A 14,265-nucleotide genomic window follows, 5' to 3' on the forward strand; every position below is an offset into this window, starting at 1 on the left:
ACAAGGTCTGCGGGAGGGCGATTACGGCACGACGGCCTGCTCGTGGCAACCGCGTTGACACACGATCTGACGCGGAATGATCGCGATGTTGCGGAGCTGGGGGCGAGGGTGATGAACGAGCGTCACGGCCATCGATTGTCCCAGCGCCATCCCGCCCTAATACAGCGGCTCCTCGTACACCTTCTCCCCGTCCAGCAGCAGCCGCTTGATCGCCGCCCGTCCCGAGGGCAGCACGGCGGCGACGATGCGGAGCTTCTGCTGGTTGCGGGCGTCCTCGAGCTTCTTGCCCTCGCCTTCGGGCACGAAATAGCTTTCGAGGCCGTATTTGATCGGCAGCTTGTCGCAGAAGCGGCGCCGGTCTTCGCCGCAGGATCCGCCATAATTTCCGACGCGGCCACGGATCAGCACTTCAGGCGCGGTGACCGCGACCGGCTCGGCATGCACCGAGACGGCTTGATAGAGCCCGTTCGCATTGGGCGCGAGCTTGACGAAGACATCAGGGTGGCGCGCGTCGGCTACCTTGCCGGCGAGGCTGCCTGCCGCCACTTGCGAGATGTCGTAGCTGAGGACGACATAGTCGCCGCGCAGGAGATCGCGGGGATCGACCGGCTGCGTCTGCAGGGTGACCTCGACGCCTTCGCGCAGGATCTGCATGCGGTCGGCCACCATCAGCACCAGGAGCGCAGATTGCAGCAGGACGGCAATGCCGAACAGCACGGCTTTCGGGATGCGCTGCCAAAGCGCGGTGAGCGAAGCGATCAGCCCTTTCATCGCGCGGCCCTCGGCAGCATGCGATTGAGCGCGGTCGCAAAGGCGACGGCCGCGACGCCCGCCACTGCCAGGAAGGCCGAGCGGCGCAGCAGCGAACCCTTCACGGCCCAGGTGATGCCCGCGACCACGCCGGCGATGCCGAGCCAGCCCGCGACGATGCGCGGACGCACGTCATCGAGCATGCCGGAGACGACGAGACACAGCATGGCCGCAAGCAGCGCGGCATAAGCGAGCCAGGATTCGCCGGCCATGGAGGCCGGCCAGACCGGCGCCGCGAGCAGGACCAGGCCGATCGCAGCTGCTGCAAGGAATTCTCCCGCGCGCCGGGTGATCGCGGCCGAGGCCAGCGCGAGGGTCACGCCGGCATTTCCGCACGCGATCGCCCAAAGCGGCTGGCCCGCAATGGATCCTTCGCGGAAGCGGACGAGATCGTCGACCGTCGTCACCTCCAGGAACGCGGCTATGGCCAGGGAAAACGCGCCGTAAACCGACAGGACGCTGCCGAGCCGGAGCGCGCGCGGCGACGGCGCCGCGGCGATCGCGAGCCCGGCGCCGAACAGCAGCGCCGCACCGCTCGCGAGCACGAAGGACGGCTGGGTGCCCTCGAATTCGAAGCGGAGCGCGCTCGCGATCCACCACGGCAGCAGCGCGAGCGCGACGAGATGGGCCGCGACGCGGGAATTCCAGGCAAAGGCGAGCGCGGCGGCGACGAGCCAGACCGCCACGAACGGAAGATGCAGGACATCGGACGCGTCGGTGATCCGCATGCAGGTCCAGATCGAGGCCGCGACGAGGCCGACCGCGAGCGCGCCGCGCGAGCCGGTCAGAAGCGCCCCGGCAAACGCGCCGATCGACCACAGCAGCATGCCGCCGGCAAAATCCTCGCCGAGATGATACATCTGGCCGACCAGCGCGATGCCCGCACCGAAGATGATCGCACCGATGCTGGCGCAGAGATCGGCGAGAACGTCGCGCCCTCGCGTCGCGAACCAGGCGCCGAGGCCGCCGGCGGCGGCCATGCCGGCGAGCAGGATCGCAAACCGCGCGAGGCGCGCGATCTCGGTCCAGTGCGCCGCCACGAAGGCGAGGAACGCCGCCGCGATCAGGAGGCCGCCGACGATGCCGACGACCACGGCGATGTTGATGCCGGGGGGAAGCGGCGGCAGCGCAGTGCGGATGGCGGCGGCCGCCGCCGGCGCGATCACGCCGTCGGCCTCCCATCGCGCAAGATCGGCTTCGAGTCGCTGCCGGTAGGTTTTGTCGAACATCGTGGTGGGGTCACCTGGGATCCTGCCGGATGGCGGGACCTTGCTAGGTCGGATCGTGCGGGCGATGGGTTCAAGCTCCCACGCGCGGCAGGGCTATCGCATAGGGCTCCTTGCGCGAGCTGAGCGCGCGCCTCGTCCTTCGAGACGGCGCTGCCGCGCCTCCTCAGGATGAGGCTAAGCGGGCATCGGAGCCCGCTGAAACCAGCGCCACGCACTCGGTCCTCATCCTGAGGGCCCGCCAACGGCGGGCGTCTCGAAGGATGGCCACAAGCGATATCACTCTCGTTTGCGATGACTCCCCTCCCCGCAGCCGGCCTATTGCGCCGGCGCAGGAATGCGCCGCAGGACATCGTCATAGGGGGCGAGGTCGAGATAGGCCGTGACCTCCGCCGCCTTGCCGTCCTGCATCAGCAGGATCCACGCATAGCTGTTCGCGTAGGGCTTGCCGTCACGCGCCACGCCGCTGCCTTCCCAATGCGCGATGACGTGGTCGCCATCGGCGAAGATCCTCACGGCTGTGGGGCGGACCGGTGTCGACAACCGGCTCGCGAACGGGCGGACCGCGCGATCGATGAAGACATCGCGGCCCCGGAATTCGCCGGCGCTGGGGCCGGACCCCTTGATGCGCCAGACCACGTTGTCGTGCAGCAGGTCATTGAAGAAGGTGGTCCCTCCCGCCGCCCAGCGATCGAACGCGTCGGTGACGATCCGCTTGTTGTCGTCCTGCACCGAATTGGCCTGTCCGCAAGGCGCGGCCGTCGTCAGGGTGGAAGCGGTGACGATGACCGCGTAGACGCAGGACGCAAGCGCGCGATTGAGCAGGGTTGCCATTGGTGTCTCCCTTTCTGGTGCAAGATGTCGTCTGCCCCGAAGTGATGCACGCAGGTCGGTCGCGTCGTTGCTCGACCTACCCGCGCCGCGCGACGGTGGCGCCGCCGAAGATGAGCTGCTCGACCATCGGGCGGCGCAGGAAGCGGCCTGGAAAAATCGGATCGGGCGCGGTCGCCTGGTCGAGGCGCGCCATCTGTTCAGGCGACAGCGAGATCGCGACCGCACCGAAATTGTCTTCCGCCTGCTCCAGAGTGCGGGCCCCGATCACCGGCGCAGTGACCGCGAGATTGGCCAGCGTCCAGGCGATCGCCACCTGCGAGGACGTCGCGCCGAGCTCCCAGGCGACCGATCGAACCACCTCGGCGGCATCCAGCGATCGCTCGTTGAGAAGGCCTGATGAAGCGATGATCGAGGCCCGTGTCGTTCCGACGGCGCTCTCCTTGGAATCCCTGAGATCGGCGCGGCTGTACTTGCCGGTGAGCACGCCGCCGCCGAGAGGCGACCAGGGCAGCACGCCCAGGCCGAGGGCGGCTGCCAGCGGAATGAGCTCATGCTCCACCGTGCGCTCGACCAGATTGTATTCGATCTGCAGGGCCACGAAGGGCGACCAGCCGCGCAGATCTGCGATCGTCTGCAGCTGCGCAATGCGCCAGGCCGGCGTGTTGCAGATGCCGACGTATTGGACCTTGCCGCTGCGCACGAGATCGTCCAGGCCGCGCATCACCTCGTCGGGCTGCGTCGTCGCATCCCAGGCGTGGAGGTAGTGCAGGTCGATGCGGTCGGTCTCGAGCTGCCGCAGGCTCTGCTCCACGGAACGAACCATGTTGAGCCGGTGGTTGCCGCCGGAATTGGGATTGCCGGGATCGCGCGCCATGGTGAACTTGGTGGCGAGCACGAGGCGGTCGCGCTTGCCGCGGGCGAATTCGCCGACCAGTCGCTCGGACGCGCCGTTGGTGTAGTTCACCGCGGTGTCGATGAAATTGCCGCCGCGGTCGACATAGAGGTCGAAGATCCGCCGGGCCTCGCCGGGATCGGCGCCCCATCCCCACTCGGTTCCGAAGGTCATCGTGCCCAGGGCAAGGGGAGATACGCGCAGACCGGAGCGGCCCAGCAGGCGGTATTGATCGAGTGACGTCATCAGAGCCTCCTTAGTATGGCTCGGAGATAGCCCCCGGCGAGAGGTGGGAGAAGTTGGCCAATGATGATTGGGGTGGTAAGCCTAACTAACCAATGAGCACCGACCTGAACCTCGTCGCCGTTTTCATCGCGGTCGCGGAAGCGAAGAGCTTCCGGGGCGCCGCCGAGCGTTTAGGGGTGACTCGATCCGCCGTGAGCCAGGCCATCCGACGCATGGAAGACCAGCTGGGCGTGGCTCTCGTGCAGCGAACGACGCGCAGCGTCAGTCTGACCGAAGCCGGCATGCGCCTGCACGAGCGCGTGGCCCCGGCGGTCGCCGAAGTCGAACAGGCGATCAATGGCGCGCGCGACCGTGACGCGCAGCCGACGGGGCAGCTGCGCCTCGCCGTCTCGTCGATCGCCGAGCGATTCATTCGCGGTCCATTGCTGGCCGATTTCGCGCAGGCTCATCCCGGCGTGCAGGTTGACGTGACCGTGACCGACGAGGAATTCGACATCGTGGCCGAGGGCTATGATGCAGGCGTCCGGCTTGGCGAGGTGATCGAGCAGGACATGATCGCCGTGCCTGTTTCGGGCGATCAGCGCCAGTTGGTGGTGGCAGCTCCCGCCTATCTGCAGCGGTTCGGCGCGCCCTCGCACCCGCGCGAGCTCTCACAGCATCGCTGCATCGGCTGGCGGCCGGCGCCGCACGTCGCGCCCTACCGCTGGGAATTTGCGGAAGGGGGGCGCGAGTTCGACGTCGCGGTGGAGCCGCGGATCACGACGAACGACATGTGGGTCATGGTGCGGACGGCTAGCGCGGGCGGCGGCCTGACATTCGGCATGGAAGAGACGTTCAAGCCGTATATCGAGCGGGGGGAGCTGGTACCCGTGCTGGAGGAATACTGCCCGTCCTTCCCCGGCTTCTTCCTCTACTTCCCGGATCGGCGGAATCTTCCGCCGAAGCTGCGCGCGCTGGTCGATCACGTGCGTTATCGGCCGGGCGGAAAGCGCTAAACTAGTTTGCCTTGATGCCGGCCTCGCTGATCAGCTTGCCCCATTTCGTGCTCTCGCTCTCGATGAAGCGGCCGAACTGCTCGGGCGAAGTCGGCGCAGGCTCCGCGCCGAGGGTGCGGATCTTCTCGGCCACGACAGGATCCTTCAGCGCCTTGGTGAAGGCATCGTTCAGCCGGGCGATGACGTCCGCAGGCGTGCCGGCGGGAGCAACGAGCCCGAACCAGCCGACGGATTCGAAACCGGCAAGGCCGCTCTCGGCCAGAGTCGGCACATCGGGCAGGGACGACAGGCGGCGCGCCGAGGACACGCCGATCGCGTTGAGCTTGCCGTCGAGGATCAATTGTCGCGATGCCGGAATATCCAGCACCGCGAACGGGACATGGCCTGCGAGAACATCGACCGCCGCCGGCGCCGTCCCGCGATACGGCACCAGCTCCATCGCGATCCCGCTTCTGTGCGTGAACAGCGCGGCGGTCAAATGCATCGCGGTCGAGTTGCCGCCATGCCCGATCGAGAGCCCACCCGGCTTCGCCTTGGCGAGCGCGATGGTCTCCGCAGCTGTGCGCGCCGGAATATTCGCGGACGCGACCAGCACAAAGGGAATTTCCGCTAGCAGGGTGATGGGCGCGAGATCCTTGAGCGCGAACGGCATCGCGGCATTGAGGTGCGGATTCACCGTCAGCGCGCCTGCCGGTGCCACGCCGAGCGTGTAGCCGTCGGGCTTGGCCTGCGCGACCGCGGTCATGCCGATGTTGCCGCCGGCGCCGGCGCGGTTCTCGATCACCAGCCCCTGCTTGAGCTCGGCGGTGACCAGCGGCTCGAGCGCGCGGATGACCGTGTCGGCGCTGCCGCCGGGCGGGAAGGTCACGATGATCTTGATCAATTGCTCGGGATAGGCGGCTTGGGCCGCCAGCGGCAACATCGCGAAAGAAGCGGCCGTCAGCGCGGCCAGGATGCGGCGTCTTGCAACGTGAAACACGTTCTCCTCCTCCATGCGTTTCTTTTCTAAACTTGACCTGGCGAGCTGCGCCGCCAGGCCGTCCGCTCGTGTCGTCTCACGCCGCAGCGCCGGTGATACGGGCCAGCAGGCCCAGCGGGTTGTCCGGCACGGACTGCCCGCGCCAGGCGATGTGCTGGTCGGGCCGCGCCAGCACGAGCTTCTCGGCATAGGCGCCGTTCGCCTCCTCCGGCGCGACGTCGACCAGCGCGAGCGGCACGCCGCGCGCCTTTGCAGCGTCTTGCAGCTGCGTCACATCGATTGCCGGATCGAAGCGCAGCAATGTGTATCCGGGGCCGAAGGCGTCATAGAGCGAGCGTCCGTCGCGCAGGAACAGATGCGGCGCGCGGGCGCCCGGCACGGTGGAGGGCGTGAAGCTGCCCATCGCGTAAGGCGGCGGCGTCTCGCCGTCATAGGCGATGATCGGCGAGGCGTCGTAATAGTAGCCGAAGTTGAGGCCGGCGCAGCAATATTGCTGCACGTTGAGATCGTAGGCCGCTTTCGCCAGTGCCGCGCGCGCCGCGTGGCCACGCGGCGTGTCATCCTCGATCTCGGCGGACACGCCGCCGCGCTGCGCCATCATCTTCATCGCATGGTCCATCGCAAAGCGCGACACCTGCTCGGTGATGGGCTGGCGCTCCGCCTCATAGGCTGAGAGGATCGCAGCCGGCGCCCAGCCGTTCAGATGCGCGGCCAATTGCCAGCAGAGATCGACGGCGTCCGCGATGCCGGCATTCATGCCGTAGCCGGCATAGGGCATCCACAGATGCGCGGCGTCGCCGCAGATGAAGACCCTGCGGTCGCGGAAGCGGTCGGCCACGAGGCGCCGTCCGACCCAATCCTCCTTGCTGAGCACGCGGTATTCGAAGCGCGCGTCGACGCCGAGGATGGCACGGATGGCCCAGTCGCGATCGACCGAGTCGAACTCGGGCTCATCCGGCTTCAGATGATTGTGAATCAGCCAGCGGTCGTGGCCGTCGATCGCAACAACGGTGCCGGAACGGCGCGGATTGAGCGAGAGCACCATCCAGGCCGGCTTGTGCGCCCCCATCAGCTCTTTCAGTTGCGGCGCTTCGATGAAGGTCGACTGCACGCGCTGGATCACCGGCGTGCCGGACAGGCTGGCACCGATTGCTTTTCTGACGAAGGATCGGCTGCCGTCGCAGCCGATCACGAAGCTGGCTTCGATGCGGAGCGAATTTCCGCTGTCGAGATCGCACGCCAGCGCGACGACATGGTCGTCGTGCTGCTCGATGTCTGTGATTTCCGTGCGCGCCAGGATCTTGATGCGTGATTGCGCCGCGGCATGGCTGAACAGGATCGGCTCGAGATAGACCTGGTTGATTCGGTGCGGCGGCTCTGGCGTCGGCCACCAAGTGTCGGGGCCACCGGTCGCGCTATAGCGGCGCGCACGGGAGGGAATGTCGATGCGGCAAAGCTCGATCCCGGTCGCCGCGGTCCGATAGGAGCAATCGTTGGGAAAGTCCGCAGGGAGCCCCGCATCGCGCAAGCGGGCGGCAATTCCGAGCCGCCGAAAAATCTCCATCGAGCGCGCCGACACGTGATTGCACTTGACGCTGGGCGGATCGCCGGCGTGGCGGATTTCCGCGACGACGACATCGATTCCGCGCGAAGCGAGATCCATCGCTGCGGTCAATCCGACGGGCCCGGCCCCCACCACCAGCACTTGCGCTCTCATGCTCGCTCCAATCCTTGCCGCGGATTCTTTCCGTCCGCACAGCATGCATTTTATTGCAGGTCCGTTTATGCGATAAGTCGGAAAGAACTCATCAATTCATGAGCTTTCCAGATGAATGTTACACTGCGCCAGTTGCGGGTCTTCACCGGCGTGTACCGCACGCGCAGCATCACGCGGGCCGCCCGCGAGCTCGGCATCACGCAATCGGCGGCGAGCCTGTTGATCCAGCAGCTCGAGGCCGAGCTCAGCGTCAAGCTGTTCGACCGCTCCACGCGTTCGGTGCAGCCGACGCTGGCCGCCGACGAAGCGTTCGCCACTGCCGAGCGCATGCTGAGCGATGCGCAAGGCTTGTCGCGCCGCATGCGTGATCTCGCGCAGGCCCGCGCCGGCCGGGTCGTGTTCCTCGCCTCGGCCGGCACGGCATCGGCGCTGCTGCCCATGGTGCTGGCGAAATTCCGCGCTGGCCATCCCGACATCGAGATCGACATGCGCGACGTCGCCGCCGACGATCTCGTGCCACGGCTGAGCACGACCGATGCCGAGTTCGCGATCGGCAGCGTGGAGGGCGAATTCGCGGACATGACGATCGAGACGCTGACGAGCGGCCGCCTGAGCGCGATCGGCCGTCGCACCGCGGACTTCGCCGCGCGTCGGTCCCTGACCTGGGACGAGCTGGTGCAACTGCCCACCATCGCGATGCGCAGCGAGACACGCATCCGCATGCAGATCGATCAGGCCCTGAGCGCGCAGGGCAAGCGCCTCGATCCGACATATGAAGTGACCCTGATCAACACCGCGCTCGCCATGACGGCGCAGGGCCTCGGCCTCGCCATCCTTCCCGCGACGATGCTGCCAGCCGACCAGTTCCCGACACTGATCGCAAGACCGCTGGTGCGCCCCGCCCTCACCCGCCCCGTGTCGCTGCTGCAGCGCCAGGGCCGGACGTTGTCGCCGGCGGCGCAGGCCTTCGTGGCGACGGCGCGGATGGTGCTGGCGGGCCGAACGGCACCGGCATCAGGCTGATTTGACGGAGCTATTGCGGGAAGCTGGTCGTTGAGCTGGCGGAGAGGGAGGGATTCGAACCCCCGATAGGCTTGCACCTATGCCGCATTTCGAGTGCGGTGCATTCAACCACTCTGCCACCTCTCCTGAAGGCGCCATATTAGGAGCTGGGCCCCTGTGGTTGGGGGCGTTAATAGGCGAGGATGGCGGGCCAGACAAGGCGCGAACGAGCAAAATCCGCTGCCTCTTTTGCCCCGCGCCCGCCGCCTCTGGAAGGAACTGCCATGGAGCATCTCACGATCTCGGCCAATGGCGCCGATTTCCACCTGGTCCGCGCCGGACAGGGAAAACCGCTGCTTTTGCTGCATGGCTGGCCCGAATTCTGGCTGACCTGGGAGCCGGTGATATCGAGGCTTTCGGACCGGTTCACGCTTGTCGCGCCTGACCTCCGCGGCTTCGGCGACAGCGACAAGCCGGATGGCCCTTACGGGCCGGACGGCCATGCCGCCGACATGCTGGCGCTGATGGACCGGCTCGGCATCGACCGATTCGGCGTGGTCGGCCACGATGTCGGCGGCGCTGTCATGCAGCCGCTGGCCCGGCGGGCGCCCGAGCGGCTCGCGGGACTCTTCTTCTTCGATTTCGTCTATCCCGGGATCGGAGCGCGGATGGCGGCACCCGATCGGCTCAACCACATCTGGTACCAGTCCTTTCACCAGATGGAGATGGCGCCACAGCTCATCGGTGCGAGCCGGGAGAGCTGCCGGCTCTATATCAGCCATTTCCTCAAAGGCTGGGCGCACCGGACAAACGCCTTCGACGAGGTGCTGGACGCCTTCACGGACAATTTCCTGAAAGACGGCAACCTCGCCGGCGGCTTTGCGCATTACCGCGCCTCGCATGCCGGGCGCGTGGCGATGATGAAAGGCGAGGCGCCCAGGCTGCCGCCGATCGTGGTGCCGACCTGCGTGCGCTGGGCCGAGCACGATCCGCTGTTTCCCTTTGGCTGGACCGACCGGCTGTCCGAAACCTTCAGCGATCTCGACCTCGAGATGTTTCCCGGTGTCGGCCACTTCCCGCATCGGGAAAATCCGGATCGCGCGGCACGCGAGATCGCCGCGTTCTTTCAGCGTGTGGGGTGGAGCTGAGGAGAAAAACGGGGTGGGACCGCCAGACGCGGTAAACACTGGCGGTCCCGTGCCGCTCATTGAAATACTGGCCGTGAAGGGCGGCTTCGCCGGCCGAGTGGAAGCGACGATTCGACCCTAGCGTGCGGCGGGCGGTCCGCAACGCAATCCGGTCCTTAACCTAACCGGTCAAGGTTACTCCTTGTCCGCTTTACCTTTTTTCTTCCCGTTCTCCGTGGAATCCCGGTCCTTGCCGTTGCCTTCCTTGCGGCGGTTGGTGAAGCGCGCGTTGCCAAGTCCGGTGCCGATAGTGAGCACGCCCCAGCGCTGGACATGCTGCATGAACGGCACTTCCGACAGACCCTGCACCACGCCGTCATTGTGCATCAGGATCGCGGTGTCGTGCCCGCCAATCTGGGGAATCGCCTCCACGAGGCTCGCCGGCAGGTTGAACTTGCTGCTTTCCCAATTGCCGGGCAAGTTCTGCGCGCCCTTCTCGATCGAGCCGTTGGCAGCGATCACACCGGGACAGGCGATGCCGATGAAGGGTGCGAGCTTGAAGCCTTCGTTTTCGGCTTGCGTGACCAGCCCCTTCAGCATCTTGGTGAGCCGCTTCACCGCGCCTTCGCGGGTCGGCTCGTCGTCGGCATGACGCCACAGCTCCGAATGCACCACCTTGGCCTTCGACAGGTCCTGGGCCTTTTTCCAGCCGGTCTCGACGACGCCGCAGCGGATGTTGGTCCCGCCGATGTCAACAGCGAGAATGCTGTCATAGGCCTCGAAAATCCAGGACGGCGCGAGGTGCAGGGCTCCGATCAGGCCGGCATCGTCAGGATCGAAGCGGATCGGCACCAGGTCGACCTTGAAGCCTTCCGATTTCAGGATGATCTCGGCCCGGGCAATGGCGATCTCGCCGAGCCGGCTAGCGCGAAAGCCGCCCCCGACCACGATGCATTCGGTCTTGGCCCAGGCCTTGGTCTTGAGGAACCGCCGCGTGACGTAGGCGAGCTCCTGCGCAAAGTCCTCGATCGCGCTGTGCACGACGGCGGTCGCCTCGGTATCGTCGCCGACCAGAACGGCATCCAAGACCTTCTTGCTGATCTTGTCGGACGGCTCGTCGCCGAACGGATCCTCGCCGCTCTTGCGCAACGGCTTGCGCCATTCCTCGAGGATGTCGCGAAAGGCGCCCTTGCTGGCGCGGTCGCCGAGAAAGCCGTCCTCGTCCTTGATCTCGATGTTGAAGCTGTCGACATCGACCGACGGCAGCCGTTCGGCGCCATGCTGGGCGATGCCCGTTGTTTTGACCAGTTCGTCTGTTGCCATGAGAGCCCTTGCCCCGCTTGCTTGTTCCGGCCGGGACAACTGCGGGGGAACCCGTTTGTTGCAAAGCCCACCCGAGATTCGGCTGCGCGCTTTCAGCGCGGCCAAAGCCTTCAAATCCGGGCGGTTTTCGCCCAGTTTTCCTTGACTTGCGGCTGTTGGCCGCTATAAGTCCCACAGCCGGCGCGGGGCGTTTCTCGCGCCGCTTGTTTTTGCTTGGGTTTTCAAAGGGATAATTCCCGCCCACGCAGACTCGCATAAACCATAGCGACTGACAAAAAGCCGGCCCGGACGACGCTCGTCCCGAGGCCGGGATTGAACACGGAGAAAGAACGATGTTCGCAGTCATCAAAACCGGCGGCAAGCAATACCGCGTCGTGCCGGATGATGTTCTCGAAGTAGGCAAGATCGAAGGCGAAGTCGGCTCGATCGTGCAGCTGAATGAAGTGCTCGTGGTCGGCGGCGACACGCCGGTGCTGGGCGTCCCGACGGTCGCAGGCGCGTCCGTCGCGGTCGAGGTGCTCGACCACAAGCGCGGACCGAAGGTCATCGCCTTCAAGAAGCGCCGCCGCAAGAACTCGCGCCGCAAGCGCGGCTATCGCGACGAGATCACGGTTCTGCGCATCAGCGAGATTCTGACGGACGGCGCCAAGCCCACCAAGGGCCCGCGTCCGAAGAAGGAAAAGGCGGCGAAGGAGCCGGCAGCGGAAGCCGCCGAGTAACGGAAATCGATCACGCCAATTCACGAATTGATGCGTGCGACGTTTTGAAATGATTCCGTCAAGGAATTGACCTAGAACTACGCAGGATTTCGGAGACGAGCCATGGCTCACAAAAAAGCAGGCGGTTCATCGCGCAACGGTCGCGATTCCAAGGGCAAGCGCCTCGGTATCAAGGCGTTCGGCGGCGAGATCGTCACGCCCGGCAACATCATTGCGCGTCAGCGCGGCACGACCTGGCACCCCGGCCTCAATGTCGGCATGGGTACGGACCACACTCTGTTCGCCAAGATCGAGGGCCGCGTTGCGTTCCAAGCCAAAGCCAACGGCCGCACCTTCGTATCGGTGCTCCCGCTTGCCGAGGCTGCTGAATAGACGGTGGACAAAAACGGAGTCCGCCGGTCCCGACTGAACCGGCGGAGTCCTAGAGATCGCAAGAGATCGAAGGCTCCAAGGGGAGGCGGGAAACCAGCCTCCCCTTTTCTTTGCTCACTTTGTTCTTTGCACTTTGACTTAGTGACTTTCACGGAGCCGGACATGTTGCAGGATTTCTCGAGCGTGACCTTGGCCGAGGCGAGACCCAGCGTCGTCGCCACCGAGCGGCTGACCTTGCGGCGGCCGACGCTGGCCGACGTCAGGACCATCGCCCGGCTCGCCAACGACCGCCGTGTCGCCGAGAACACGCGCCGCCTGCCGCATCCCTATTCGCAGGACGACGCCGCCGAATTCATCCGCGCCACCGCCGAACTCGGAGCTGAGACCGTGTTCCTGATCGAGCACGACAGCGGGCCGGTCGGCATGGTCGGCATCGATTGCTCCAAGCCCGGCAATGCCGAGCTCGGCTACTGGCTCGGCGTCGAGCATTGGGGCCAGGGCTTTGCCACCGAGGCCGCGCGCGGCGCGATCGATTTCTTCTTCGAGGAGTTCGACGACGAGCATCTCTACGCCGGCGCGCGCGTCACCAATCCGGCCTCGCGCAAGGTGCTGGAGAAGTGCGGCTTCCAGTGGAGCGGCGTGCAGCTGCACCGCTTCCTGGCGCTGGGCTCCTCGACGCCCGTCGACTGCTTCCGCCTCTCGCGCGGCGTGTGGGCCTCGCTGAAGAGCTGGAGCAGTGCGAGGCGGCTGCGGTAGGCGAAGGCGCCGCACTCGCAATTGTCATCCCGGGGCGCGCGTAGCGCGAGCCCGGGATCCATAATCCCGGAGCGCAGTGCGGGGCAAAGCGCCCACTCCCGGTCGTCGTTCAACTGCTCCCTGTGGGTATGGATCCCGGGCTCGCGCTTTGCGCGCCCCGGGATGACGTGAGGGTGGCTACGCCGGCGGATTGACCTCGTCGCTCTCACGTCCCAGATCGCGCTCCCGAAGATAGATGTAGAACCCGGCGCCGATGATGATTGCGGCGCCGACGAGTGTTGCGATGGATGGGACGTCGCCGAACACGACGAAGCCGAAGATCACCGCCCATACGATCATCGAATATTGATAGGGCACCACGACGCTGGCCGGCGCCAGCTTGAGCGAGCGGTTGACGCAGAACAGCGCCGTCACCGAAACGCATCCGGCGAGCGCGAAGATCACGAGGCTGCCGGGCGTCGGCGGCACCCAGTTGAACGCCGACAGCACCGCGCCCAGCGAAAAGGTGCCGACGAATTGCGAGGACGCCATCACGATGTCGGGCGTCTTGCGCAGGCTGCGCGTGATCAGCATCAGGGTTGCAAAGGAGAGGCTGCCGCCGAGCGCGATCAACGCCGGCAGGCTGACGGTCTGCGCCGACGGCCGCAGCGCGATCAAGACGCCGCAGAAGCCGATCAGGATCGCGGTCCAGCGCCGCCAGCCGACCTTCTCGCCCAGAAAGATTGCCGACATCGCGGTGACGAAGATCGGGCCGGCGAGATAATAGGTGATGACGTCGGCGAGCGGCAGATAGACGGTTGCGAGAAAGAAGGCCGCGACTTCCAGCGTCGACAGCACGACGCGAACCAGCTGCAGCCCCGGCCGCTCCAGATGCAGGAACAGGTGACGCTGCGTCCAGATCAGCGGCGACAGCAGCAGCAGCGCAGCGCAGGCGCGCAGGAACAAGAGCTGCCCCACCGAATAGGTCCCGACCAGGAACTTGCCCATGGCATCGCCGAACGAGAACATGAAGATCGACAGCACCATGAGCCCGATGCCGGCGAGGCGCGCGGAGCGATCGTCATAGGTGGAGAGATTCTTGAACAGGGGCATTGCGACGAGTTGCAGGTTCGGGGGCTCGTCATTGCGAGGAGCTCTTGCGACGAAGCAATCCAGAATCTTTCCGGGGAGGGATTCTGGATTGCTTCGCTGCGCTCGCAATGACGGGGAGAGAGCGGCGAAAGCAGGCGAATAGAGTCGCTTGCAGTCGTTTTAATGACGGCAGCCG

At 65.9% G+C, this 14,265-nt stretch carries 14 protein-coding genes and 1 tRNA gene; 6 read left to right on the forward strand and 9 right to left on the reverse strand.

Features of this window, described 5'->3' with window-relative positions; translation table 11 throughout:
* Positions 1 to 156: 156 nt before the first annotated feature.
* From ACVWYQ_RS21885 to ACVWYQ_RS21900, 4 genes are all read right to left on the reverse strand, one after another.
* Complete coding sequence (locus ACVWYQ_RS21885; RefSeq protein ID WP_404544704.1) at positions 157 to 771, reverse strand: GDYXXLXY domain-containing protein; 615 nt, start codon at positions 769 to 771, stop codon at positions 157 to 159.
* The gene (locus tag ACVWYQ_RS21890) at positions 768 to 2,039 is read right to left on the reverse strand and encodes a DUF2157 domain-containing protein (protein WP_404544705.1); all 1,272 of its coding nucleotides are present in this window, start codon (positions 2,037 to 2,039) and stop codon (positions 768 to 770) included. The genes ACVWYQ_RS21885 and ACVWYQ_RS21890 overlap by 4 nt, the downstream gene beginning before the upstream one ends.
* A gap of 315 nt (positions 2,040 to 2,354) precedes the next feature.
* Positions 2,355 to 2,870 carry a nuclear transport factor 2 family protein gene (locus ACVWYQ_RS21895; protein WP_404544706.1) on the reverse strand — a complete coding sequence of 172 codons (516 nt, stop codon included), beginning with the start codon at positions 2,868 to 2,870 and terminating at the stop codon, positions 2,355 to 2,357.
* Positions 2,871 to 2,946: 76 nt separating this feature from the next.
* Positions 2,947 to 4,008 carry an aldo/keto reductase gene (locus ACVWYQ_RS21900; RefSeq protein ID WP_404544708.1) on the reverse strand — a complete coding sequence of 354 codons (1,062 nt, stop codon included), beginning with the start codon at positions 4,006 to 4,008 and terminating at the stop codon, positions 2,947 to 2,949.
* A gap of 92 nt (positions 4,009 to 4,100) precedes the next feature.
* On the opposite strand from ACVWYQ_RS21900, the gene ACVWYQ_RS21905 reads away from it, so the two are divergent.
* Complete coding sequence (locus ACVWYQ_RS21905; RefSeq protein WP_404544709.1) at positions 4,101 to 5,003, forward strand: LysR family transcriptional regulator; 903 nt, start codon at positions 4,101 to 4,103, stop codon at positions 5,001 to 5,003.
* Between the two features lies 1 nt (position 5,004).
* On the opposite strand, the gene ACVWYQ_RS21910 is transcribed toward ACVWYQ_RS21905, so the two are convergent.
* Both ACVWYQ_RS21910 and ACVWYQ_RS21915 read right to left on the reverse strand, forming a co-directional pair.
* Positions 5,005 to 5,982, reverse strand: coding sequence for a Bug family tripartite tricarboxylate transporter substrate binding protein (locus ACVWYQ_RS21910; protein WP_404544712.1), 978 nt, complete (start codon positions 5,980 to 5,982; stop codon positions 5,005 to 5,007).
* Between the two features lie 76 nt (positions 5,983 to 6,058).
* A complete protein-coding gene (locus ACVWYQ_RS21915) occupies positions 6,059 to 7,699 on the reverse strand; it encodes an FAD-dependent oxidoreductase (protein ID WP_456726382.1) in 1,641 nt (546 codons plus the stop codon).
* Between the two features lie 111 nt (positions 7,700 to 7,810).
* On the opposite strand from ACVWYQ_RS21915, the gene ACVWYQ_RS21920 reads away from it, so the two are divergent.
* Positions 7,811 to 8,722, forward strand: coding sequence for a LysR family transcriptional regulator (locus ACVWYQ_RS21920; RefSeq protein WP_271543639.1), 912 nt, complete (start codon positions 7,811 to 7,813; stop codon positions 8,720 to 8,722).
* Between the two features lie 36 nt (positions 8,723 to 8,758).
* Here the strand turns inward: ACVWYQ_RS21920 and ACVWYQ_RS21925 are convergent.
* Positions 8,759 to 8,848, reverse strand: a tRNA-Ser gene (locus ACVWYQ_RS21925).
* A 137-nt stretch (positions 8,849 to 8,985) separates the two neighbouring features.
* Between ACVWYQ_RS21925 and ACVWYQ_RS21930 the strand changes: the two genes are divergently transcribed.
* Positions 8,986 to 9,849, forward strand: a complete 864-nt coding sequence (locus tag ACVWYQ_RS21930; protein WP_271543637.1) for an alpha/beta fold hydrolase — start codon at positions 8,986 to 8,988, stop codon at positions 9,847 to 9,849.
* A gap of 174 nt (positions 9,850 to 10,023) precedes the next feature.
* Here ACVWYQ_RS21930 and ACVWYQ_RS21935 read toward each other — a convergent pair whose 3' ends face one another.
* The gene (locus ACVWYQ_RS21935; RefSeq protein ID WP_157286461.1) at positions 10,024 to 11,151 is read right to left on the reverse strand and encodes an ROK family protein; all 1,128 of its coding nucleotides are present in this window, start codon (positions 11,149 to 11,151) and stop codon (positions 10,024 to 10,026) included.
* 332 nt (positions 11,152 to 11,483) lie between these two features.
* Here ACVWYQ_RS21935 and rplU point away from each other — a divergent pair, with 332 nt between their 5' ends.
* The 3 genes from rplU (at position 11,484) to ACVWYQ_RS21950 (ending at position 12,998) form a co-directional block, all read left to right on the forward strand.
* Positions 11,484 to 11,870 carry a 50S ribosomal protein L21 gene (gene rplU / locus ACVWYQ_RS21940; RefSeq protein WP_157286462.1) on the forward strand — a complete coding sequence of 129 codons (387 nt, stop codon included), beginning with the start codon at positions 11,484 to 11,486 and terminating at the stop codon, positions 11,868 to 11,870.
* Positions 11,871 to 11,972: 102 nt separating this feature from the next.
* Positions 11,973 to 12,242 (forward strand): 50S ribosomal protein L27, encoded by a 270-nt coding sequence (gene rpmA / locus ACVWYQ_RS21945; RefSeq protein ID WP_025032812.1) that lies wholly within the window; start codon positions 11,973 to 11,975, stop codon positions 12,240 to 12,242.
* Positions 12,243 to 12,404: 162 nt separating this feature from the next.
* A complete protein-coding gene (locus ACVWYQ_RS21950; protein ID WP_271543633.1) occupies positions 12,405 to 12,998 on the forward strand; it encodes a GNAT family N-acetyltransferase in 594 nt (197 codons plus the stop codon).
* A gap of 177 nt (positions 12,999 to 13,175) precedes the next feature.
* On the opposite strand, the gene ACVWYQ_RS21955 is transcribed toward ACVWYQ_RS21950, so the two are convergent.
* Positions 13,176 to 14,090, reverse strand: a complete 915-nt coding sequence (locus ACVWYQ_RS21955; protein WP_157286464.1) for a DMT family transporter — start codon at positions 14,088 to 14,090, stop codon at positions 13,176 to 13,178.
* Positions 14,091 to 14,265: the final 175 nt, after the last annotated feature.

This window comes from Bradyrhizobium sp. USDA 3397 (genome assembly GCF_054060965.1).

What these genes read in the sequence shown, in the direction of transcription:
- ACVWYQ_RS21885 (WP_404544704.1), bottom strand. Translation starts at nt 771, where the DNA reads ATGAAAGGGCTGATCGCTTCGCTCACCGCGCTTTGGCAGCGCATCCCG.
- ACVWYQ_RS21890 (WP_404544705.1), bottom strand. Translation starts at nt 2,039, where the DNA reads ATGTTCGACAAAACCTACCGGCAGCGACTCGAAGCCGATCTTGCGCGA.
- ACVWYQ_RS21895 (WP_404544706.1), bottom strand. Translation starts at nt 2,870, where the DNA reads ATGGCAACCCTGCTCAATCGCGCGCTTGCGTCCTGCGTCTACGCGGTC.
- ACVWYQ_RS21900 (WP_404544708.1), bottom strand. Translation starts at nt 4,008, where the DNA reads ATGACGTCACTCGATCAATACCGCCTGCTGGGCCGCTCCGGTCTGCGC.
- ACVWYQ_RS21905 (WP_404544709.1), top strand. Translation starts at nt 4,101, where the DNA reads ATGAGCACCGACCTGAACCTCGTCGCCGTTTTCATCGCGGTCGCGGAA.
- ACVWYQ_RS21915 (WP_456726382.1), bottom strand. Translation starts at nt 7,699, where the DNA reads ATGAGAGCGCAAGTGCTGGTGGTGGGGGCCGGGCCCGTCGGATTGACC.
- ACVWYQ_RS21920 (WP_271543639.1), top strand. Translation starts at nt 7,811, where the DNA reads ATGAATGTTACACTGCGCCAGTTGCGGGTCTTCACCGGCGTGTACCGC.
- ACVWYQ_RS21930 (WP_271543637.1), top strand. Translation starts at nt 8,986, where the DNA reads ATGGAGCATCTCACGATCTCGGCCAATGGCGCCGATTTCCACCTGGTC.
- ACVWYQ_RS21935 (WP_157286461.1), bottom strand. Translation starts at nt 11,151, where the DNA reads ATGGCAACAGACGAACTGGTCAAAACAACGGGCATCGCCCAGCATGGC.
- rplU (WP_157286462.1), top strand. Translation starts at nt 11,484, where the DNA reads ATGTTCGCAGTCATCAAAACCGGCGGCAAGCAATACCGCGTCGTGCCG.
- rpmA (WP_025032812.1), top strand. Translation starts at nt 11,973, where the DNA reads ATGGCTCACAAAAAAGCAGGCGGTTCATCGCGCAACGGTCGCGATTCC.
- ACVWYQ_RS21950 (WP_271543633.1), top strand. Translation starts at nt 12,405, where the DNA reads ATGTTGCAGGATTTCTCGAGCGTGACCTTGGCCGAGGCGAGACCCAGC.
- ACVWYQ_RS21955 (WP_157286464.1), bottom strand. Translation starts at nt 14,090, where the DNA reads ATGCCCCTGTTCAAGAATCTCTCCACCTATGACGATCGCTCCGCGCGC.